The sequence below is a fragment of the Burkholderia sp. BE17 genome, from assembly GCF_009362305.1.
Taxonomy (GTDB): domain Bacteria; phylum Pseudomonadota; class Gammaproteobacteria; order Burkholderiales; family Burkholderiaceae; genus Burkholderia; species Burkholderia pyrrocinia_C.
The window spans coordinates 1-20,336 of record NZ_WHNU01000034.1; the positions used below are offsets into that span (position 1 = coordinate 1).

Genomic DNA, 20,336 nt, shown 5'->3' on the forward strand with positions numbered 1-20,336 from the left:
GCCCGCCTTCGACACGGCGTAACGAATAAACCAGGACAAACAGGCAGCAAAACCAACCCTAACCCCAACCTCAAAACCGGACATTTCTATTTAGCTGGCGCCACGACATCTTGAAATGGCTACGACAAGTTTTGTAGGTCCCAAGTTCAGATGTCGCGTTTCCGCTAAATAAAAATGTCGTGTTTTGGCCTGTAGGTTGATCGTCTGCACCCTTGGGAGCGCCGGCGATGAACGCGACTGGGACGATCACCATGACGATGCGCGAGCTGGACAGGTTTAAGGTCATCCAGGACGTCGCGGACGGCAAGCTCACGCCGTGGCCGGCCAGTCATTTACACGCGAACGCGAATTGATCTGGTTGCACGCCGGCGAACGACGTGTCGCCCGCCGGGCGGCCGGCTTACATCGGAGGTGCGACGCCATCCTTCTCGACCACGATCTGGCGTCCGTCGTATGCCCCGTCCTTGCCCGGCGTGGCCACGACGAAGATCTTCCTGCCCGTCGACAAATCGGCGCGCGTCGCCGGGATGAGCGTCACGACCGGTGCGTCGGACGGTACGTTGATCGTGTTACTGCCGCCCTTGTACGACAGCTTGAGGTCACGCCCGCTCGTGCCCTGAACGACGGTATCGACGTTGGCGTTCGTCATCGTGCTGTTCGCGGCGAGATCCCATGCATAGTGGCCTTCACCCATGCCGCGAGCGGCTTCGGGGAACACGAGCACTTCCTTCGCGATCAACTTGCCGTTCTCGCCCGGCATGGCCGCCGCGCCGACATAGGAACCGGGTTTGATATCGGAAAGCTGAATCGCTTTCACCGCGTTCACGTTGGCCGACGATGCGATATTGATGAGCACGGTATCGCCGCTGCGGCGGTGTACCTTCAGGCTGTTGCCGGAAAACGAGACGATGTCGCCGCGAATGCGCTCGGGCTTGCCCGCGGCGGATTGCGCGAGCGCGCTGCCGGCCAGCGTAGCCGCGACGACGGAAGCGACGAGTTTGAGTCGAATGGACATGAATGCTCCTTTGAAGAGGTTGCGATCGAGAATGTCACCGGCGCGGTATCCAGGGCCAAGGGCTCAGGAACCGCCAAACCAGTTGTATCCCTGGTTTTCCCAATAACCACCCGGGAATGCGTTGGTCACCGTAATGGCGACGATATGTTTGGGATTCTTGTATCCGAGCTTGGTCGGCATGCGCAGCTTCATCGGGAAGCCGTACTTCGCCGGCAAGACGCTGCCGTCATAGGTGAGCGTCAGCAGCGTTTGCGGATGGAGCGCAGTCGGCATGTCGATGCTCGTCCAGTAGTTGTCTGCGCAATGCAGCGCGACGTACTTCGCGGTGGTGTCGGCGCCGGCGCGCAACAGGAAGTCCGAAAATCGCACGCCGCCCCACTTCCCGATCGCGCTCCACCCTTCGATGCAGATATGTCGCGTGACCTGGCTTTCCTGCGGCAGCGCACGGAGCTCGTCGAGCGTCCACGCACGCTTGCCTTTGACCAGCCCGCCGAGCTGGAGGCGATATCTCGCCGCATCCACGTCCGGCACCTGGTCGATGTCGTAGTACGCATTGAACGGAAAGGGCCGCGCGATCATCGACTCCGGATAGGTCGGCGCAAGCTTGCGCGGATCGAAAAGCAACGCCTGCACGTCGTCGTTGAACGACGACACGCGGCGCAGCATCGTGTTGACCGACTGGTCGTCGGTCAGCTCGCAGCCGGAAAGCAGCATCAGTCCGCCAAGCGTGAGGATCCGCTTGCCGAACAGGCGGCGGTGCGTAGACTGGAGTGCGTTGCGCGCATCCTTGACGATCGCATGCGAATCGAGCTGCGAGACGCGATCGGCGTGGGGGGAACGTCTTGGCTTATGCATGATCAACGCCCTCGAATCATCGTAAGCAGTGAGCGCGGAACGAGCGCGACCATCACGATGTGAACGGCAAGAAAACCGACGAGCACGCTCATGGCGATGAAATGAACGATGCGCGCGTTGTCGAATCCGCCCATCAATGTCCGCAGGACCGGGAACTGCACCGGTTTCCAGATGGTGAGCCCCGACAGCACGAGCAGCACGATATCGACGAGCGCGCCGAGATACGCGAACTTCTGCACGGCGTTGTACTGCGCCGGATCGTCGTGGCCCAGCTTTCGGCGCAGCGCGGCGGCAAGGTCGGAAAGGACCGCCCGCATGCCAAGCGGCAGCAGCTTCCTGCGCAACCGCCCTGTTGCAATGCCGAGCACGAGATAGGCGAACAGGTTGCCGACTAGGATCCACATCGCCGCGAAGTGCCAGAGGAGCGCACCGCCCAGCCAGCCGCCAAGCGTGATGGAAGGTGGAAACGTAACCGTCCTGAAAATCGGCGATGCGTTGTAGACCTGCCAGCCGCTCAGGCACAGGGCGATGACTGCGGCGGCATTGAGCCAGTGGAAAAGACGAACCCACAGCGGATGAATCGTCGAGCGTTTCAAAGCGAACTTCCTCGTAACCTTGCGGATGGTGCACGCGCCATGCCGTGGTGACATGGGCGTGACGAGAAGGATCGCAATTGCCGCGACGCACCGGTATCGGTCGAACGACCGACCCCGGTCGGACTCCTGTCGAGCGGATGTATAGGCGGCCGGCCGGAACAATGGCGGTAGGCCGCCGAGCGACGCGTCAGCGCGGGCCGGCCAGCCGCAGGTACGCTTCGACGTCGAGCACGCCCAGCCCTTCGCGCGCATTGAAGGTGGCGGATTTATCCCGCCACATGCCGTCACCGCGCCCGAAAGCGACCCGATAGCGCGCCATCACGTCGTCGGGGCGGCGGCCAGGTCGGCGTTCAGTTTGTCGAGACTCCATGCCGTCTTCACGAAGACGCAGCCGGTGAGCCGCTCGACGAGCTCGGCTAGGCGCGCATAGGAAAGGGTATCGCCGGCACATGGACGAGTTTGTTGACGCTTCGGGGTTCCATGAGCAGGATCCGGCTAGTCAGCTTGCCCACGTCTTTGGGGGTAGTGGCCGTCACCTTCGTGTCCCAGCTGCCGAGCGCATGCACCGCGCCGCGGCCGAGCTGCCCTGCCCCCAGGACGATCATGTCGTCCATGTCGTCGGCCACGCCGACCGCCATACTGCCGGCGCGGACGCAGACCATGGCGACCGCTGACAGCATGTCCGCGCCCGGCTACGCATCGCGGTGCGTCAAGTCTGCAGGACAGATTCCGCACGCACCGCCATCCCGCCCTCGGCCCGGCTCCATTGCACGACCCATTCGGGCAGATCGGGCGATGGCTGGGTCACGCCGATCCACGCCAGTAGTTCGTTGGTCGGCACTGTGCCGCCGCCGCGCTTCAGGAACCGGGTTCGCACGACGCCGAGCGCGACCTTGGTCCCGCCACGGCTGAACCCCTGCTCCAGAAACACATGTTTTTCGTCCCAACCGATCACATGCGTCGTGACGTCGTAGCGCTCCCACAGCTGCAGCGATCGATGAAATCGTATCGTCTCGAGCGTGACAACGGGATACCACCTTTGCGCATTGACGCGTTGCCAGACGCGCGAGCGCAGCAACAGATCGACCCGCCCCAGATCGAGAATGGCGAAGTAGCGGCCATTGGTCATGTGGCGCAGCACATCGAGGTCGTTGGGCCACACGCGGAACGGCGTGACGCAGGTGTCGAGGACATGCAGTCGCTGACGTCGCCGGCTCAGCAGGAACGTTAGGCACAAACGCAACAGTAGATTCATGAATGGCGGGTTTTGACGGTGCCGTCGCAGCGCGCGCGTCACGGCATCCATACCGAACGGGAAGCAATCGAAGCGCCCCAGGTTACGCGACGACCCATGCCGTGCGTATCGGTCGAGTGACCGAGGTTCGAGTGACTGGCCGGCGCTGGCGGCCCGCTCGCGCGACGGCGACATCGCCGAATCACGATACGTTGCGAACGGGCAAGGCTTTATCGCTACAGCAGCCCCATCGCCGACGCCTTGAGTGTGGCTGCCGCGCGAGTCGAGCAATCGAGCTTGCGAAACATGCTCTCGACGTGGGTGCGCACGGTGCTCGGGCTCATCGCGAGCTCGCGCGCGGCCTCCTTGTTGCTCGCGCCGCGCGAGATCACGCGCAGCACGTCCATCTCCCGCGCCGACAGCCGTGCCCCCTGCGTAGCGCGTTTCGCGAACCGTCCGCCCGCAGGCGCCGGCTCCACGATCGCGTCGACCGCTTCGTCGCTTAACCTGCCGCGCTCGACCTCTTCGCGCAATATCTGCCTGGCGGCTTCGGCCGGCAGCGCGTCGCGCCAGGGCCGTGGCGAACGCAGCGCCACCCACGTTACCGAGGCTGCCAGCACACGCGCCTCGAGCGTCAACGCGCGTCCGGCTGCCCCGCGGAAGTATCCCGATCCGTCCTGCCGCTCGTAAGCGTGGGAAGCGAGCTCGGCGGCCTCGGCGAGGGCCCCGGTTTGCCTGCCGGCGCGCGCCGTCCAGTACGGCACCAGCCGAATCTTTTCCCATGCACTGGCCGCCAGCGTCTCGCGCTGATTCCACACCTCGTTGGGGACGGCGGCACGGCCTATACCGTGAATCAACGCAGCCTGGTAGACGCGCGCCTGCGCGGTTCGATCGAGTGCAAGCCGCTTGCAGCATGCTGCCGCAGTCGTCGCGACCGCACGCGAAAAGCCCGTCATCCAAGGCAACTTGAGATCGATCACATCGGCGATCAGTTCGGCCGAGGTCGTCCGTTGCATGTCGGGCGTGATCAGTGCGGCGTCGAAATCGTCGAGCGTCGCGCGCCCGACCTCCTCCAGCCAGCCGTTTGCGTTTCTGACGGCCGTTCCGACGAGATGGGCCGGATATCGACTGTCGGAACGCTGCTCGATGAGCTCGAGCGCCCGCTCGATGCCATAGGTACGATCGAAAACCTCCAGATCGCCCGCCAGCGCGACGACAAACACGGGCATCGGCACCGCGTCGCGAGCCATGTTCGCGGGAAACCCCGCGCCATCCCATGTTTCGAAGATGTGACGGAGCGACGTTGCCGTCATGCTGGACAGGCCCGACATGCTCGCAATCTCTCCCGATACCTCGCAGTGAGTCTGCGCGAGCGGCAGCATGACGGACGCTGCGCCACCCAGCGCCTCCAGCGGCGCGGCCCAGTCGGATCGTCCCTCGAGCATCGCCAGCCTGATCGCGATGTCGTCGCCGAACACTTCGGCGAAGCCCGCCGCGTTCGCGGTGCAGCCCGACCAGCGCAGCAGCGCCACCTCGCGCACCGTATCGCAAGCCTGCGAATCAAGCCCGGCCGCGCGCGCGAGTCGTGCCGCCAGCCATCCGGTGCGCAATGAATGGTCGGTCGGCTGTCCCATGCTGAGGTCGCCGACGAACGCGAGCGCTCTTACCGAATCGAACACCCGCAGCGTGTTCTGGTTTGCATCGACGTCGAACGTGGGCATGGACACGGAAAATCGTGGAGGTCACCGCAGATCATACGCGAGGCCTACGATGCGATGTACGCGGCGCTTCGTCACCCGCGACGGTGCGCAGCGTCCACGCGCGCAGGCGCCCTGCCGGTGTCGACCGGCACGCAATGCCATCGAGTTCCGCGAGGTCCGACGGATGACGCGGCATCGTCCGGCCCGCCATGCATACGGGCAACGCAGCGGCCGCCATATGCGAGCGCACGAGTTCATGTGCGACCGCTCCTTCTCCTGTGCCAGGGCGGGCTCGACGGATCGGGCGTATCCGGGCCATCCGCGAAGGACGGCCGTCGCCGCGCCCTGCCGTTACATGCACATTGACATCGGAACCGATCGGTCCATATAATGAATTCCACTTTCAAGCACCGCATCGTTTGCGACACTGACCGATGGCAAATCCGGCTGGCGTGGGCCGCCCCCGCGAATTCGAACTTGGCGATGCCGCGCGCGACGCGATGGACGTTTTCTGGGACCACGGCTATGAAGGCGCGTCCCTGCCCGACCTGATGGCCGGCACCGGCTTGTCGCGCGGTAGTCTCTACAAGGCATTCGGCGACAAGAAGGCGCTGCTGCTGGCGGCGCTCGACCTGTACATGGCCGACGGGCTCAAGGCGACCGCGGACATCCTGTCGCAACCCGGCCCCGTGAAGGATGCGATTCGCGACTCGCTGCTGCGCTATGCGCACCTGTCCGTCGGCGAGGCGGGTCGGCGGGGGTGCCTCGCGATCGCGATGACCACCGAACTGGCCGCGCGCGACGCGGATATCGCGGAGCGCACGGGGCGCATGTTCCGGCGCCTGCAGCAGCTCTATGCGGGCGCGATCGTCCGCGGCCAGGCGAGCGGCGAGATCGCCGAGCAGGACGAACAGGTGCTGGCGCGTTTGCTCGTCTGCCAGGTCGAAGGCATGCGCGTGCTGGGGAAAACCGGCGTACCCGAGCGCGACATGCTCGCGCTGGTCGACCGCACGATGCACCTCTTCGACTGAATTTTTTTACCCAATTTGGAACCGATTGGTTCCGTATGGAGAGCCGTCGATGTCACAAAATGATCCCGTCTTGCCCGACCCGCGTCGCTGGGCGATGTTTTCGGTCCTGCTCGTCGGCGCGTTCCTGCCGCCGCTGGACTTCTTCATCATCAATGTCGCGCTGCCGTCGATCCGCGCGGAGCTGGGCGCCTCGTCGTCGGCCGAGCAACTCGTCATTTCGTCGTATGCCGGACTGTACGCGGTGACGCTGATCACCGGCGGGCGGTTGGGCGACCTGTTCGGCCGCGGCCGCATGTTCTTTCTCGGGTTGATCGGATTTGCGACGGCCTCGATGCTGTGCGGCCTCGCTAGCTCGCCGTGGACACTCATCGTCGGTCGCGCGTTGCAGGGCGTGACGGCCGCGATCATGGCGCCGCAGGCGCTCGCCTCGATCCAGGCAATCTTCCCGGAAGCGGAGAAGCCGCTCGCGCTCAGCTTGTATGGCGCGGTGTTCGGCCTCGCCGCCGTGGTCGGGCAGGCACTGGGCGGGATCCTGATCTCACTGAACCTGTTGAACCTGGGTTGGCGCACGATCTTCCTCGTCAATCTGCCGCTGGCGATTCTGGTCGTGCTGTTCGGGATTCCGCTGTTGAAGGAAACGCGCGCGCAGCATGCGCGCAAGCTCGACCTCGGCGGCACCGCGCTGTCGATGCTGACGCTGGGCGCGCTGATCGTGCCGCTGATCGAGGGACGCGAAGCAGGCTGGCCCGTCTGGGCATGGGTGTCGCTGCTCGCGGTGCCGACCCTCGCCGCGTTCTTCTGGCGCTACGAGCGCCGGCTGGGCAGCCGCGGCGGCGCACCGCTGCTCGATCCGGCCGCGCTGCGCGCGCCAGGGCTGGGACGGGCGTTGCTGATCGCGCTGCTGCTGTACGCGATCGGTGCGTTTTTCCTGCTGTTTTCGGTGTATCTGCAAAATGCGTTGCACGTCGACGCGCTGAGCGCGGGCCTCGTGTTCTTGCCGTTCGGCGTGGGGTTCCTGCTCGGCCCGTTGTCGACGCCTTTCTGCACACGTCTCATCGGCGCTTACGTCAATCCGTTCGGCATGGGGCTGGAGGTCGTCGGGCTCGTCGGCCTCGCGTGGTTGATCGATGCCACGCCGATCGGGATGCCGCTCGCGTCCGTCCCGCTCGCCGCCGCGCTGTTCGTCATCGGTTTCGGACAGGGGCTCGCGCTGCCCACGCTGATGCGCATGGTGACCGGGCGCGTCGCACCGGCGCTTTCCGGCATGATCGCCGGCATCGCCAGTTCGACGCTGCAGGTCAGCACGTCGCTCAGCGTCGCGATCATCGGCGGAATTTTCTATACGGTCCTCGGCACGCGCCAGGATCCGGCCGCCATCGCGCACGCGTTCATCGTCGCGCTTCTCTCGATTTCGTTGTTCCTCGCCGCCGGCGCCGCGCTGGGCATCTCGCTCGCACGCGCACCCGCCGCGCCGACCTCGGTGCGGGCGGCCGCCCGGCCGGGCTTCGGCCCTGAACGCAATCGGCCGTAGTCGCCCGTCTCGACACTCACCGTTGCGTCAGTCCGACCTGGAGGGTCCTCATGTATTTCGTCGTTTCCTATCGCCGAGCCGCGGGCACGCGGTTCGATTCCCGTTACTACGTCGAGCAACACATTCCGCTGGTGGAAAAATCCTGGAAACGGTACGGGCTCGAATATGTCGATGCTTTCTTCCCCGCGCGAGAAGACAGCGAGCTGATCGTCGTGGCGATGTGCCGCTTCGCGGACCGGGCCGCGCTGGACGCCGCGTTCGCATCAGCGGAGGCGGCGGACGTCATGGCCGACATCGACGCGTTCACCGATATCGCGCCCGATCGGCGCATCACGGATGTCGTCTCGTACGCGCAGTAACGACGGTCGCGCGCCGCCATGCCTCAGTTCTGGCCGGCTCCATCGGTTATTTGTCCGATGGCCCCCGCGAACGACCGGATGCCAGGATAGGCAACCGTCACGCGAGTGACCGAACCGGGAGAACGACCGCGATGTCGGAACGTCAACTCTTCATCGTTGCGTTGGCGAGCGGCCTTCCCCGGGCGTTCGGCGTATTCGCCGTACTGTCGGGGTTGCTTCGGATCGGCATCGCTGTGGGGCGCCGGCGGGACGCCGGCACGTCATGGCGAACGATCTCGGCCGGCACGCGAACGGCACTGGCCGGCGCGCTGCTTTCCTGCGAAGCGATGGGTGCCGTCTACTTCGCGATCGCGGCGCTGGGTGACCGATGGGCGGACGCCGACGCGCCTGCGCCAGATCTCTAGCCATATACAGATGTCGCGTTTTTGAGTTGACAAGCTGCCTGCTTCTGCGGATAACGCATAGCGGATCAGGTGTGCCTGACAAGGAGAGGCGTGAAATGTTCTTCGCCTATCTTGAGGCAACGAGCGATCAGCCCGATCGTGATCTCGACTTTGCGCATCGATGGCCCGAAGACTGCCTTGACGCTCCCGTCAGGTTGTCCTTCAAGCACGCTATCGGCGCCGGCCATTGTTGCGTGTGAGGCCATCATTGAGAGTCCTCGATAAGCCGAGGCATAGAGGAAGCCCAGCCCTGCGATCTTTGCGGCGTCAAACGCGCTTAGCCCAGCCTTCGGGTTGTCGACGTCATCCTCAACTCCGCCCAGCAATGCGATCTGCTCTTCGGTCAGGTGCCCTCCATCGCGACCTTCTCGAATCATTTCACGCGCCTGCTTGCGACGCTCGAAATCATGGCCGTTTGTGAGGCTTTTGAAGACGCTGGGGTCTGCAAGCGACGCAGCCCCGAAGAAGAGGAACTCGAAGCCGCTCCGCAACAGAGTGAGACCCTCGGCGGCCATGCCGCGCTCCGCGAGTAGGAGTCCGCCTTGACATACGCCGAGGCACCTCAACCAAAAAGAAAGCGCCGAGATCTCATGTTCGCCATAGTGCGAGACGTCGGCCGCAAACAAGGACGCGGTGATGCGATCAGAAACCGCCTCAGCATCTGCGAAGAGTGTGGCCAGTTCGGAGCGCAACTGCAAGCGGGCTGAGTCGATTTCGGGAGAGAGGAAACCTTTCGCGGCTATTGCGGCACGGTTGAGAATCATGTAGGTGGCGTCCTCGTTCTACGGTTGGTCGAAAACAAATTGACGTCTTACATCTAATGATCGATTCCATAGTCCCGGACGGCTGGCCAGGTCGCGAAGATGTATTCCCGCAATGACGGGAAGTCGTGGGCGATCAGCGCAAGATGGTTTCCGATCAGCGACACTCGTGAAAACTTGTGGCGCAATCCGTCATCCGTAGCGGTCGCCTCTTGCCTAGAACCTCCGTGGGTCCCGATCAGCTTTGCCGCGGCGCTCCCGGTCCCGATCCGCAACCGTTCACCTAGCTGCGGCGATTGCCGAGGAGCCGCATCAGCATCAGGAAGAGGTTGAGAAAGTCGAGATAGAGCGCAAGCGCCCCCAGGATCGCCTTTTTGCCGACGATCTCGCCCTCCTCGCCGGCTATGTAAAGGCGCTTGATGCGTTGCGTGTCGTATGCGGTGAGCCCCGTGAACACGAGCACGCCGATCACTGAAACGACGAACTGCAGCGCCGAGGAAGCCAGGAAGAGATTCACGACCCCCGCGATGATGATGCCGATCAGCCCCATGAACAGAAAGGAGCCGAAGCGCGAGAGATCGGCCCGTGTCGAGTAGCCATAGAGGCTCGTTGCGCCGAAGGTGGCCGCGCTGATGAAGAATACGCGCGCAATGCTCTCGCCCGTATACACGAGGAAGATGCCGGAAAGGGAGAGCCCGACCAGCGCTGCGTAGGCCCAGAAACTGATCTGCGCCGCGCCGAAACTGATGTGCTCGATGCGGAAGCTCAGGAACATGACCAGCGCCAGCGGTGCGAGCAGCACGACCCAGAAAAGGGGCGTTCCGGCGATCGAGCGGTAAAACCCCGTCGACGCGCCGATGTAGGCAATGGCGCCCGTCAGCGCCAGGCCTCCGGCCATATAGTTGTAGACGCGCCGCACATACTGCCGAAGGCCGACGTCGTCACTGCCCTCGCCGCCCTCCCATACGCGCTGCGATTCTTCCGCTCGTGCTGCCTTGCGAAGGTCGTTTCCCATGATCAAGTCTCCTCGGATCGCAATCGTGGCGGCCGCGCTTCGTCATGGCCGCCCCCGTGATCAATCTCGCCCGTCGGGCAGTCGAATCAGGCGGGGCCCGCGGGCGGCCCCGATTCCCGATGCGTGGCCGGGGCAGCCCGGGTACGAGCGCGCAGCGCATCGATCTCGTCGAGCAGATCGAGCGCGAGCGCGATGCCGGGCGGGTTGATCATCAGGTCTCGGGACAGGCGCTGCGCGATCGCGACGCGGCGCAGCACCGCGCCGCTGAAACGCCACTCTCGCGGACCGGCGCCGATCGGATCGAGCGCGCCCTCCGCGACCCACAGCGTCACTTCCTCCTCGGACGCGCCGCTCATCCGGCACAGCTCGACGAACGTCAGTTCGACACACTCGTCGATGACCTGTCCTTGCAGACAAGCGGTTTCGGATTCTTTCATGATGCATCACCCGTAAAAATGCGCGCGCGGGTCGAAATCGAACGACTGGCGCATGGTGTCGTAGGCGGCCTTGCTCCGCTCGCTGTCGGCGGGCGGCAGCACGATATTCAGCTTCACGTACAGGTTGCCGGGCGGATCGCCGGGAATCCCCTTGCCTTTCAATCGCAGCCGTCTTCCGGATGGCGAATTCCCGGGCACGGTCACCGCGACCTCGCCGTCGGGCGTCGGCGTCGTGACCGTTGCGCCGAGTGCGGCTTCCCACGGCGCGACCGGGAGATCGACCGTCACATCCCGGTCGTCCACCTGAAACCGCGGATGGTCGCGAAACACGATCTCGAGATACAGGTCGCCGGGCGCGCCGCCGCCATGCGCTGCACCGCCCTGTCCCGCCAACCGGATGAACTGTCCGGCCCGGATGCCTTTCGGGATGGCGACATTCAGCGTCCGCGGTTGCAGCCGCACGTGACCCTGTGGGTCGACGCCCGGCACGCTCAGCGAAATGACGCGCTGCGCGCCGCGATACGCGTCTTCCAGATCGATGACGAGCTTCGCATGGTGATCGCGCCCGGCGTTGAGCGGCCGATCCTGCCTGGCGCGCCCGGCGGCGAAGATCGACGCCAGATAGTCGTCGAAGTCGGGCGGCGCACCGGCACCGCTGAATTCGAACCCTTCGTCCCAGTTCGGCTCCGGGCGAAATGCGTCGCCGCCATGCCAGCCGGCGCCGAGTCTGTCGTAGGCCGCCCGCTTCTCGGGGTCCTTCAACACCTCGTAGGCCTGCCCGACTTCCTTGAAATTCGCTTCGGCATCCTGATGCTTGCTGATGTCGGGGTGATATTTGCGCGCGAGCTTGCGATACGCCCGCTTGATGTCGTCCTGAGTCGCGTCGCGCGCCAGGCCCAGCACTTCGTAATAGTCTTTGTATTCCATGAGGAAGATCTGGCGGTAAGAGCGATGGACCGGTCGGCGCATGCGTCGCTGCAGCCTGGCCGAGGCGGCGCTCCGTGCCGCGAATTCCGGCATGGCGCGGCACGACGGTGCGAACGCGCCGTCCGCGCGCGTTCACGCACCCTCCTTCGCAGCGTATTCAGCGATCCTGCAACGGGGATTGATCCATCTCAACGCGCCCGCCGATGTCGCGACGGACCCGCGGCGCGCGTGGACGAAGCTTCCCGGGTGCCGGGTGCCGGGTGCCCGGGGGCACCCGGTCCCGGACCGGGCGGATTCGCCGCAGCGGCGCATGACCCGGGCGCCTGCGCGTGCAACCGGCCGGATCGCGCCTGCCGGGGCGATACCTGATCCACTCGCATGAACCCGATCCGGCCCCCCGCGCCGTCGGCCGTCCCGAGCGGCCCAGGCCATGCTTGACCCATGTCAACGGCCCGCCGGCCAGCGTGGCCGACGATGTGACGAAACCGAACGGAGGGAGCCACTTTGGAGCACCATGCGGACATCCTGCACGGCGGACACTGGCACCCGCGCGCGCCCGACTGGCGCGACCCGCTTGCCGTGCTGCTGGTGCTCGGCCTGGTGGTGCTCGTCGGCGCTGGCGCGCGGCAGATGGTCGGCCCTCTCGCGATCGCGCAGCACGCGAGCGTCACGCTCGCGCCCGATGCACTGCCGGGATACACGCTGCGCACGGTGATGCGCATGCTGGCCGCGCTGTTCGCGTCGCTGTGTTTCACCTTCACCTATGCGACGCTCGCGGCGAAGAGCCGCCGCGCGGAAATGGTGCTGATTCCGCTGCTCGACGTCCTGCAATCGGTGCCGATTCTCGGTTACCTGTCGTTTACGGTGGTGTTTTTCGTGTCGCTGTTTCCCGGCAATCTGCTCGGCGCCGAACTGGCGGCGATTTTCGCGATCTTCACGAGCCAGGCATGGAACATGGCTTTCAGTTTCTACCAGTCGCTGCGGATGGTGCCGCACGATCTGGACGAAGCGAGCCGCGGCCTGCGGCTGTCGGCATGGCAACGATTCTGGCGGCTCGAAGTGCCGTTCGCGATGCCCGGCCTGATCTGGAACACGATGATGTCGATGTCGGGCGGCTGGTTCTTCGTGGTTGCCTCCGAAGCGATTTCGGTCGGCAACCTGCAGATCGCGCTGCCGGGCGTCGGCTCGTATGTCGCGCGGGCGATCGAGCAGCGCGATCTCCGCGCGGTCGGCTATGCGATTCTCGCGATGACCGTCGCCATCCTGCTCTACGACCAGTTGCTGTTTCGGCCGATGGTCGCCTGGGCCGACAAGTTCCGCTTCGAGCAGACGGCCGGCCGAAGCGCGCCGCACAGCTGGGTGCTCGATCTGCTGCGGCGCTCCAGCCTGATTCGGCGGGCCAGCGCGCCGCTCGGCTCGATCCTGCAGCGGGCCGCGCACGCGCGCCTCGCGTTGCCGCGGCATGCGCTCGCGCCGCGTCTGCCGTTGTCCCGGCGCGCGGGCGACGCGATCTGGCTGGCCTCGTGCGCCGCCGGCCTCGCTTGGCTGGTCTCGGTCCTGCTGCGCGTCGCCGTGCCGCGCCTGGTGTGGAGCGATGTCGCCGTCGTCGCGCACGACGGCCTGCTGACCTTGGCGCGGGTCGTCGTGCTGATCGCGATCGCGTCGATCGTCTGGGTGCCGCTCGGGGTGCTGATCGGACTGCGGCCAAGGATGACGGAGCGCGTGCAGCCGATTGCGCAGTTTCTCGCGGCATTTCCCGCCAACCTGCTGTTTCCGATGGCGGTGTTCCTGATCGTGCGCTTCGGCCTCGCGCCGAAGATCTGGTTGAGCCCGCTCATGATCCTGGGCACGCAGTGGTACATCCTGTTCAACGTGATCGCGGGCACGACCGCGCTGCCGAACGATCTGCGGGAAGCCGCCGCGAGCCTGCGCCTGCGGCCGCATGCGTGGTGGCGCAAGGTGGTGCTCCCCGGCATCTTTCCCTATTACGTCACGGGTGCGATCACGGCATCGGGTGGCGCGTGGAACGCCAGCATCGTGTCCGAAGCGGTCAGCTGGGGGCCGACCACGCTCGATGGAGGCGGGCTCGGCGCCTATATCGCACGCATGACCGTTGCGGGCGACTACCTGCGCATCGCGCTCGGCATCACGATGATGTCGATCCTGGTGATCGCCACCAACCGCCTGCTGTGGCGTCCGCTCTATGTGTATGCGGAACGCCGCGCCCGACTGGATTGAATCCGCCCATGTCCGAGCTTACCCCTGCTTCCATCCAGCCCGACGCCGCGCCGGCAATTCGCGAAGCGCCGCCCGTGATCGAACTGCACGATATCTGCATGTCGTTCGCCAAGCCCTCGGGTGCACCGCTGCCGGTACTGGCCGGCGTCGACCTGACGCTGCGCGAGGGCGAGATTCTTGGCTTGCTGGGGCGGTCGGGGTCCGGCAAATCCACGCTGCTGCGCATCGCGGGCGGCCTCATCAAGCCCTCGTCCGGCCAGGTCCTTTATCGCGGCGCGCCGCTCGCGGGCCCCGCGGAAGGGATCGGGGTCGTGTTCCAGACGTTCGCGCTCTACCCGTGGCTGACCGTGCTGGACAACGTCGAGCTGGGACTGGACGCGAGCGGCTTGCCGCGCGACGTCGTTCGCCGGCGCGCGTTGTCGGTCATCGAGCTGATCGGTCTCGACGGCTTCGAATCCGCATTTCCACGCGAACTCTCGGGCGGCATGCGGCAGCGCGTCGGGTTTGCGCGCGCGCTGGTCGGCGAACCGGCGCTGCTGTTGATGGACGAGCCGTTCTCGGCGCTCGACGTACTGACCGCCGACACGCTGCGTCTGGATTTCCTGGATCTCTGGGCCGCGCGGCAGTTGCCGACCAAGGCGGTATTGCTCGTCACGCACAACATCGAGGAAGCGGTGCAGATGTGCGACCGCGTGCTCGTGCTGGGCGCGCATCCCGGCCAGATCGTCGCCGAACTCGAGATTCCGCTGCCGCATCCGCGCCAGCGTCTCGACAGCCAGTTCCAGGCGCTCGCCAACGAAATCTACGCGATCCTGACCGCGCGGCTCGTCGAATCGCTCGATGCGCAGCGCAAGGGGCTGCCCGATTTCACGCAGCGGCTGCCGATGGTGTCGAGCCACCGCATCGACGGCTTCATCGAGACGCTCGCCGCCGGCTCGACCAACGGCTACACCGAACTGTCGAAGATCGCCGGGCCGCTGCTCAAGGTGAACGAACTGCTGCCCGCCGCCGCCGCGCTGCATCTGCTGGCGTTCGCGGAACTGCACGACGGAGCGATACGGCTGACCGCCGCCGGCCGCGTCTATGCGCAGGGACATGCGGCCGACCGCAAGCGGCTGTTGCGCGAGCATCTCGAGCATTTCGTCCCGCTTGCCAGCCACATCCGGGCAATCCTCGACGAGCGTGACGGGCACCGGGCGCCGCGCGAGCGTTTCGAGCTCGAACTGGAAGATCACCTGAACCGGCAGGACGCCACGGATACGCTGCGAACCGTCATCGACTGGGGCCGCGCGTCGGGGCTCTACACCTACGACGATGCGACCCGCATGTTCGGAGCCGGCGATGACTAGGCGCGAAACCCGCCGGAACCGCGCCGGCGCGCCCGTCCGCGGACTCGCACGGACACGGCGGCGCGTCCGGACCGGGGCGGCATCCGCATCCGGCGGCCGGACGCCCGCCATGCGCGATTCATTGTCGGATCCCAGCGAAATCATGTCGCTTGCCGTGATCCCCCGCCGTTTGGGCCCGGTGCGAAAGCAGAACCAGTTGCGGGCCGCCCGCCGTCACGCGCGGCGGATCGACATGGCGCTGCGGCGCGCGTCCGCCTACCCGCACCCCGCCGGCCGGATCGAACGAATCGAGACGCATCTGTCGGTGGTCTACCTGGCCGGACGTTTCGCCTACAAGCGGCTCAAGCCGCTCGACCTGGGCTTTGCCGACTTCAGATCCCTCGCCGCGCGGCGCCGCAGCTGTGCCGCCGAGCTGGTCCTGAACCGGCCGCTGGCGCGCGAACTCTATCTGGCCGTCATGCCGCTCGAACGCACGCGGCGCGGTTGCCGGCTTGCCCGCTGCGATACGCGTGCGGTGGCGGCCATCGATTATCTGGTGAAGATGCGCCGTTTCGACCAGGCCGCGCTGTTTTCCCGCCTGCTTGCGGCGGGGGCGCTCACGAACGCGGATATCGACCGCGCCGCGGACCGGCTCGCGAGCTTTCATGCACGCGCCAGCAAGGGCGTGCCGTCCGCCGCGTTCGGCAGCGCGGCCTTGCTGCACGCGCAACTCGACGCCGTGCTCGCGCCGCTCGCGGCCGGGCCCATGGCCCTGCCGGCCGCGCTGAGGGACAGCTACCGACACAGCTGCACGGCACTCGCCCGTCATCTCGACGCGCGCCGCGCGGACGGCTTCGTGCGCGCCTGCCATGGCGACCTGCACCTCGGCAATCTGGTCCGCCGGGGCACCGACGTGCTGATGTTCGACTGCATCGAATTCAGCGACGCACTCCGCTGGATCGACGTCGTCAACGACCTGGCATTCCTGGCGATGGATCTGTGCGCGCACGGCCGCGCCGATCTCGCCCGTCGCCTGCTCAATCGCTGGCTGGAGGCGACCGGCGATTTCGCCGGCCTCGCGGCGCTGCCGCTGTACGTCGGCTATCGCGCGCTGGTGCGCGCGCAGGTGGCCGTGCTGCGCGCCGGTTCGGGCGGCGCACGGCGCACACCGGCGCAACACGACGACCTGCGCGCGGCCGGACGTTACATCGCGCTCGCCGCGCGCGTCGCAAACCGGCCGCCGCCGTATCTGCTGCTGTGCCACGGCGCGTCCGGCTCCGGCAAATCCGTCGCAAGCCGCGCGCTGGCCGACCTGATCGGCGCGGTCCGCGTGTCGAGCGACAGCGAGCGCAAACGCACGCATCCGCTCGCTCCCGTCGAGCGCGGCGCATTGTCCGACGGCGCCTATGCGGCGCACGCGATCGACGCCCAATACGATCGGCTGCGCGCGATCTCGGACACCACGCTGCGGGCCGGCTACCCGACGATCGTCGACGCCACCTTCCTGGCCCACGCCCGCCGGGCGCGCTTCATCGCGCTTGCCGAGGCGCTTGGCGTACCCGTGTTCATCCTCGATTTCCGCGCCGGTCGGGCCTGCATGGCGGAACGCGTCAAGCGGCGCTGGCTGGCCGGAAACGACGTGTCCGATGCGGGGCCGGCGGTGCTGGACGCGCAGTGGCGCGACGCCGAGCCGTTGACGCCGGACGAAGCGGCGATCTCGCTTTCCTTCGACACGGAGGTGCCGATCGATCGGTTCCGGTCGGCGGGATACTGGCGGCCGCTGCTGGCCGCGTTGCACGCGGCGCGGGTGCGCGCCGCCGCAGACGCGACGAAGCGCCCGCGCGTCGGTTCGTTTCCAGGGACGCCGGCCTTTCCCGGTTGATTCGAGAACTGCGCAACTGTGCTACGTGCGCCGAAGGCGGCGCGCATCGTTTTCCACGTTGCGGAGCCGCTATCCGCGTTACCGACGATCCCGCCGCCGGCCGCGGTCGGGCAGCGGCGGACATGTCCGGCGTGGGCCCTGCCAGATCGGCAAGATCGGCAAGATCGGCAAGCCGTATGACGAATTCGCCTGCCGGCCGTTGAACCGGCTTGATGACGATCAAGCGCCGCGCCGCGACTCACCGTACGGTGGACGCTGATCGATTCGCCGCGAATCGTGCTGTCTTCCATGCGGCACGGCCGCCTTCAGGAGCGTTGCATGACCCAAGCCGACCTGGCCTCCCCCGCCCCGCTTTCCGACGCACTGCTGCATCGCATGAACGCGTGGTGGCGGGCCGCCAACTATCTGTCGGTCGGGCAGATCTATCTGCTCGACAATCCGCTCCTTCGCGAGCCCCTGCAGATCGCGCACGTCAAGCCTCGTCTGCTCGGTCACTGGGGCACGACGCCGGGGCTGAACTTCATCTACGCGCATCTGAACCGGGTGATCAACGCACGCGACCTGGACATGCTGTTCATCGCCGGGCCGGGCCACGGCGGCCCCGGCGTGCTTGCCAACGCATGGCTCGAAGGGGCGTACAGCGACACCTATCCGAACGTGCCGCAAAACGCCGAGGGCATGGCGGCGCTGTTCCGCCAGTTCAGCTTCCCCGGCGGCGTACCGAGCCACGTCGCGCCGCAGACGCCGGGCTCCATTCACGAAGGCGGCGAACTGGGCTACTCGCTGTCGCATGCGTTCGGCGCGGCGTTCGATCATCCCGGGCTGATCGTCGCCTGCGTCGTGGGCGACGGCGAGGCGGAAACCGGGCCGCTCGCCACCGCCTGGCATTCGAACAAGTTCCTCAACCCGGCATCGGACGGCGCGGTGCTGCCCATCCTGCATTTGAACGGCTACAAGATCGCCAGTCCGTCGATCCTGAGCCGCATCGGACAGGACGAACTGGAGAGCCTGCTGACCGGTTATGGCTATCGGCCGCTGTTCGTCTCGGGCGACGAGCCGATGGCCATGCACCAGCGCATGGCGGCCGCGCTCGACGACGCGCTGGACGACATTCGCGGCATCCAGAACCGGGCGCGCGGCGGACGCGAGCTCGACCGCCCTCGCTGGCCGATGATCGTGCTGCGCACGCCCAAGGGCTGGACCGGCCCGAAGCGCGTCGACGGCCTGAAAACGGAGGGGCACTTCCGTTCGCATCAGGTGCCGATCGCCGACCTGAAACAACCGGGACACCTGCAATTGCTGGAAGCCTGGCTGAGCAGCTATCGCCCCGACGAACTGTTCGACGCGGACGGGCGTCCGTGCGAGGCGATCCGGTCGCTGTCGCCGGCCGGATCGCGCAGGATCAGCGCGAATCCGGTGGCGAACGGCGGCGGCGAAGCGCGCGAGTTGCGGATGCCGGATTTCACCCGCCACGCGGTGGCGGTGCCCGCGCCCGGGCAGGTCGACGCGCAGGCCACGCGCGTGATGGGCGGCTTCCTGCGCGACGTGATGTCCGCGAATCTGGCCGACCGGACGTTTCGCGTGTTCGGCCCGGACGAAACGGAATCCAACCGCTTGTCGGCGCTGTTCGACGTCACCGCGCGCACCTGGATGGCCGAGACCGATCCGGACGACGTCCAGCTCGCGCCCGACGGCCGGGTCATGGAGATGCTCAGCGAGCACACCTGCCAGGGCTGGCTCGAAGGTTATCTGCTCACAGGCCGACACGGGCTGATGTCGTGCTACGAGGCGTTCATTCATATCGTCGATTCGATGTTCAACCAGCATGCGAAATGGTTGAAGGCCTGCCGGGAGATCCGCTGGCGGCGGCCGCTGCCGTCGCTCAACTACCTGCTGACATCGCACGTCTGGCGGCAGGACCACAACGGCTTCAGCCACCAGGACCCGGGCTTCATCGATTTCGCGGTCAACAAGAAGGCCGACACGGTGCGCGTCTATCTGCCGCCCGACGCGAACACGCTGCTGGTCGTCACGGATCACGCGCTGCGCACCTGGAACCGGATCAACGTGATCGTCGCCGGCAAGCAGCCGGCGCCGCAATGGCTCGACCTGGATGCCGCGATCCGGCATTGCAGCACCGGCGCGGGCATCTGGGAGTGGGCGAGCAGCGACGGCGAGCCGGATGTCGTGATGGCCTGCGCGGGCGACGTGCCGACGCTCGAGACGCTCGCGGCCGTCGACCTGCTGCGCACCCATCTGCCGGCGTTGCGCGTCCGGGTCGTCAACGTCGTCGACCTGATGACGCTGGAGCCCGCCGACGTTCATCCGCACGGGCTGAGCGACGCGGATTTCGACGCGATGTTCACGACCGACCGGCCGGTGATATTCGCGCATCACAGCTACCCCACCCTGATTCACCGGCTGACCTATCGCCGCACGAATCACGCGAATTTCCACGTGCACGGTTTCATCGAGGAAGGAACGACCACGACGCCGTTCGACATGACGGTCCTCAACCGGGTCGACCGGTTCCATCTGTGCGAGGCCGTGCTCGATCATGCGGGCGAACACGTGCAGTCGGGCGCGCTTTTCAGGAAGTACCTGCGCGACAGGCTGGTCGAGCATCGCCGCCATGTGGGCCGGTACGGCGACGACCTGCCGGAAATCCGCGACTGGCGCTGGCCCGCGACGCCGGGAAGCCGGAACCCGATGCCGTGAGCCGCGCGTATCCGCCGGGAGGCGGCCACGGCCCGGGGCCGACCGCGAACCGCGGCCGCGCGCCCCGTCGTTACCCCGCCGACGCGTGCACGGACGAATCGCCCGCCGGCCGGCATCGGCGCGTATCGATGCGATGACGGCCGGACAGCCGCCTGCACATGTCGTGGCCCGGCCGCGCTATCCGGGCGGGATGCGCGCCCCTTTCGGGTCGGACTTCGGGTAGGACTAATCGATGCGATGACGGCCGGACAGCGGCCGGTGCATGT

Annotated in this window: 20 protein-coding genes; 9 read left to right on the forward strand and 11 right to left on the reverse strand. The window is 66.4% G+C overall.

Going from position 1 to position 20,336, the window contains the following annotated elements; translation table 11 throughout:
• Positions 1-227 precede the first annotated feature (227 nt).
• Complete coding sequence (locus GD429_RS41670) at positions 228-353, forward strand: hypothetical protein (RefSeq protein ID WP_265334692.1); 126 nt, start codon at positions 228-230, stop codon at positions 351-353.
• A gap of 47 nt (positions 354-400) precedes the next feature.
• Here the strand turns inward: GD429_RS41670 and GD429_RS26360 are convergent, their stop codons facing one another.
• From GD429_RS26360 to GD429_RS26390, 7 genes are all read right to left on the reverse strand, one after another.
• On the reverse strand, positions 401-1,015 hold the full coding sequence (locus tag GD429_RS26360) for a hypothetical protein (protein ID WP_152861258.1): 615 nt from the start codon (positions 1,013-1,015) through the stop codon (positions 401-403).
• Positions 1,016-1,078: 63 nt separating this feature from the next.
• Positions 1,079-1,870: a molybdopterin-dependent oxidoreductase gene (locus tag GD429_RS26365; protein WP_152861260.1), complete on the reverse strand. Its 792-nt coding sequence runs from the start codon at positions 1,868-1,870 to the stop codon at positions 1,079-1,081.
• Positions 1,871-1,872: 2 nt separating this feature from the next.
• Complete coding sequence (locus GD429_RS26370; protein WP_152861262.1) at positions 1,873-2,466, reverse strand: cytochrome b/b6 domain-containing protein; 594 nt, start codon at positions 2,464-2,466, stop codon at positions 1,873-1,875.
• 187 nt (positions 2,467-2,653) lie between these two features.
• Positions 2,654-2,836 (reverse strand): hypothetical protein, encoded by a 183-nt coding sequence (locus GD429_RS26375; RefSeq protein WP_152861264.1) that lies wholly within the window; start codon positions 2,834-2,836, stop codon positions 2,654-2,656.
• Positions 2,837-2,882: 46 nt separating this feature from the next.
• Complete coding sequence (locus GD429_RS26380; protein ID WP_152861266.1) at positions 2,883-3,146, reverse strand: hypothetical protein; 264 nt, start codon at positions 3,144-3,146, stop codon at positions 2,883-2,885.
• A 29-nt stretch (positions 3,147-3,175) separates the two neighbouring features.
• Positions 3,176-3,721: a thioesterase family protein gene (locus GD429_RS26385; RefSeq protein WP_152861268.1), complete on the reverse strand. Its 546-nt coding sequence runs from the start codon at positions 3,719-3,721 to the stop codon at positions 3,176-3,178.
• Between the two features lie 215 nt (positions 3,722-3,936).
• Positions 3,937-5,421 (reverse strand): HD domain-containing phosphohydrolase, encoded by a 1,485-nt coding sequence (locus tag GD429_RS26390; RefSeq protein WP_152861270.1) that lies wholly within the window; start codon positions 5,419-5,421, stop codon positions 3,937-3,939.
• 413 nt (positions 5,422-5,834) lie between these two features.
• Here GD429_RS26390 and GD429_RS26395 point away from each other — a divergent pair, with 413 nt between their 5' ends.
• The 4 genes from GD429_RS26395 (at position 5,835) to GD429_RS26410 (ending at position 8,725) form a co-directional block, all read left to right on the forward strand.
• A complete protein-coding gene (locus GD429_RS26395; protein WP_152861272.1) occupies positions 5,835-6,431 on the forward strand; it encodes a TetR/AcrR family transcriptional regulator in 597 nt (198 codons plus the stop codon).
• A 49-nt stretch (positions 6,432-6,480) separates the two neighbouring features.
• A complete protein-coding gene (locus GD429_RS26400; RefSeq protein WP_152861274.1) occupies positions 6,481-7,962 on the forward strand; it encodes an MFS transporter in 1,482 nt (493 codons plus the stop codon).
• A 50-nt stretch (positions 7,963-8,012) separates the two neighbouring features.
• A complete protein-coding gene (locus GD429_RS26405; RefSeq protein WP_152861276.1) occupies positions 8,013-8,321 on the forward strand; it encodes an EthD family reductase in 309 nt (102 codons plus the stop codon).
• 131 nt (positions 8,322-8,452) lie between these two features.
• Positions 8,453-8,725, forward strand: a complete 273-nt coding sequence (locus tag GD429_RS26410; protein ID WP_152861278.1) for a hypothetical protein — start codon at positions 8,453-8,455, stop codon at positions 8,723-8,725.
• A 65-nt stretch (positions 8,726-8,790) separates the two neighbouring features.
• On the opposite strand, the gene GD429_RS26415 is transcribed toward GD429_RS26410, so the two are convergent.
• The 4 genes from GD429_RS26415 to GD429_RS26430 all read right to left on the reverse strand — a co-directional run bounded on the left by GD429_RS26415 (position 8,791) and on the right by GD429_RS26430 (position 11,904).
• Positions 8,791-9,528 (reverse strand): DUF5677 domain-containing protein, encoded by a 738-nt coding sequence (locus tag GD429_RS26415; protein WP_152861280.1) that lies wholly within the window; start codon positions 9,526-9,528, stop codon positions 8,791-8,793.
• 280 nt (positions 9,529-9,808) lie between these two features.
• The gene (locus GD429_RS26420) at positions 9,809-10,540 is read right to left on the reverse strand and encodes a Bax inhibitor-1/YccA family protein (RefSeq protein ID WP_152861282.1); all 732 of its coding nucleotides are present in this window, start codon (positions 10,538-10,540) and stop codon (positions 9,809-9,811) included.
• A gap of 86 nt (positions 10,541-10,626) precedes the next feature.
• On the reverse strand, positions 10,627-10,977 hold the full coding sequence (locus tag GD429_RS26425; RefSeq protein ID WP_152861284.1) for a chaperone modulator CbpM: 351 nt from the start codon (positions 10,975-10,977) through the stop codon (positions 10,627-10,629).
• Positions 10,978-10,983: 6 nt separating this feature from the next.
• On the reverse strand, positions 10,984-11,904 hold the full coding sequence (locus GD429_RS26430) for a DnaJ C-terminal domain-containing protein (protein WP_152861449.1): 921 nt from the start codon (positions 11,902-11,904) through the stop codon (positions 10,984-10,986).
• A 504-nt stretch (positions 11,905-12,408) separates the two neighbouring features.
• Between GD429_RS26430 and GD429_RS26435 the strand changes: the two genes are divergently transcribed.
• From GD429_RS26435 to GD429_RS26450, 4 genes are all read left to right on the forward strand, one after another.
• Entirely contained in the window at positions 12,409-14,142 is a 1,734-nt protein-coding gene (locus GD429_RS26435) for an ABC transporter permease (RefSeq protein WP_152861286.1), read from the forward strand.
• Positions 14,143-14,150: 8 nt separating this feature from the next.
• Entirely contained in the window at positions 14,151-15,491 is a 1,341-nt protein-coding gene (locus GD429_RS26440; RefSeq protein WP_152861288.1) for a nitrate/sulfonate/bicarbonate ABC transporter ATP-binding protein, read from the forward strand.
• Positions 15,492-15,633: 142 nt separating this feature from the next.
• Entirely contained in the window at positions 15,634-17,352 is a 1,719-nt protein-coding gene (locus tag GD429_RS26445; protein WP_227791754.1) for an AAA family ATPase, read from the forward strand.
• A gap of 318 nt (positions 17,353-17,670) precedes the next feature.
• Positions 17,671-20,070 carry a phosphoketolase gene (locus tag GD429_RS26450; protein ID WP_152861292.1) on the forward strand — a complete coding sequence of 800 codons (2,400 nt, stop codon included), beginning with the start codon at positions 17,671-17,673 and terminating at the stop codon, positions 20,068-20,070.
• Positions 20,071-20,336: the final 266 nt, after the last annotated feature.

Excerpts from the sequence above, each read along its gene's own strand:
- GD429_RS41670 (WP_265334692.1), top strand. The coding sequence starts at position 228 with ATGAACGCGACTGGGACGATCACCATGACGATGCGCGAGCTGGACAGG.
- GD429_RS26360 (WP_152861258.1), bottom strand. The coding sequence starts at position 1,015 with ATGTCCATTCGACTCAAACTCGTCGCTTCCGTCGTCGCGGCTACGCTG.
- GD429_RS26365 (WP_152861260.1), bottom strand. The coding sequence starts at position 1,870 with ATGCATAAGCCAAGACGTTCCCCCCACGCCGATCGCGTCTCGCAGCTC.
- GD429_RS26375 (WP_152861264.1), bottom strand. The coding sequence starts at position 2,836 with ATGGAGTCTCGACAAACTGAACGCCGACCTGGCCGCCGCCCCGACGAC.
- GD429_RS26380 (WP_152861266.1), bottom strand. The coding sequence starts at position 3,146 with ATGCTGTCAGCGGTCGCCATGGTCTGCGTCCGCGCCGGCAGTATGGCG.
- GD429_RS26385 (WP_152861268.1), bottom strand. The coding sequence starts at position 3,721 with ATGAATCTACTGTTGCGTTTGTGCCTAACGTTCCTGCTGAGCCGGCGA.
- GD429_RS26390 (WP_152861270.1), bottom strand. The coding sequence starts at position 5,421 with ATGCCCACGTTCGACGTCGATGCAAACCAGAACACGCTGCGGGTGTTC.
- GD429_RS26395 (WP_152861272.1), top strand. The coding sequence starts at position 5,835 with ATGGCAAATCCGGCTGGCGTGGGCCGCCCCCGCGAATTCGAACTTGGC.
- GD429_RS26400 (WP_152861274.1), top strand. The coding sequence starts at position 6,481 with ATGTCACAAAATGATCCCGTCTTGCCCGACCCGCGTCGCTGGGCGATG.
- GD429_RS26405 (WP_152861276.1), top strand. The coding sequence starts at position 8,013 with ATGTATTTCGTCGTTTCCTATCGCCGAGCCGCGGGCACGCGGTTCGAT.
- GD429_RS26410 (WP_152861278.1), top strand. The coding sequence starts at position 8,453 with ATGTCGGAACGTCAACTCTTCATCGTTGCGTTGGCGAGCGGCCTTCCC.
- GD429_RS26415 (WP_152861280.1), bottom strand. The coding sequence starts at position 9,528 with ATGATTCTCAACCGTGCCGCAATAGCCGCGAAAGGTTTCCTCTCTCCC.
- GD429_RS26420 (WP_152861282.1), bottom strand. The coding sequence starts at position 10,540 with ATGGGAAACGACCTTCGCAAGGCAGCACGAGCGGAAGAATCGCAGCGC.
- GD429_RS26425 (WP_152861284.1), bottom strand. The coding sequence starts at position 10,977 with ATGAAAGAATCCGAAACCGCTTGTCTGCAAGGACAGGTCATCGACGAG.
- GD429_RS26430 (WP_152861449.1), bottom strand. The coding sequence starts at position 11,904 with ATGGAATACAAAGACTATTACGAAGTGCTGGGCCTGGCGCGCGACGCG.
- GD429_RS26440 (WP_152861288.1), top strand. The coding sequence starts at position 14,151 with ATGTCCGAGCTTACCCCTGCTTCCATCCAGCCCGACGCCGCGCCGGCA.
- GD429_RS26445 (WP_227791754.1), top strand. The coding sequence starts at position 15,634 with ATGTCGCTTGCCGTGATCCCCCGCCGTTTGGGCCCGGTGCGAAAGCAG.
- GD429_RS26450 (WP_152861292.1), top strand. The coding sequence starts at position 17,671 with ATGACCCAAGCCGACCTGGCCTCCCCCGCCCCGCTTTCCGACGCACTG.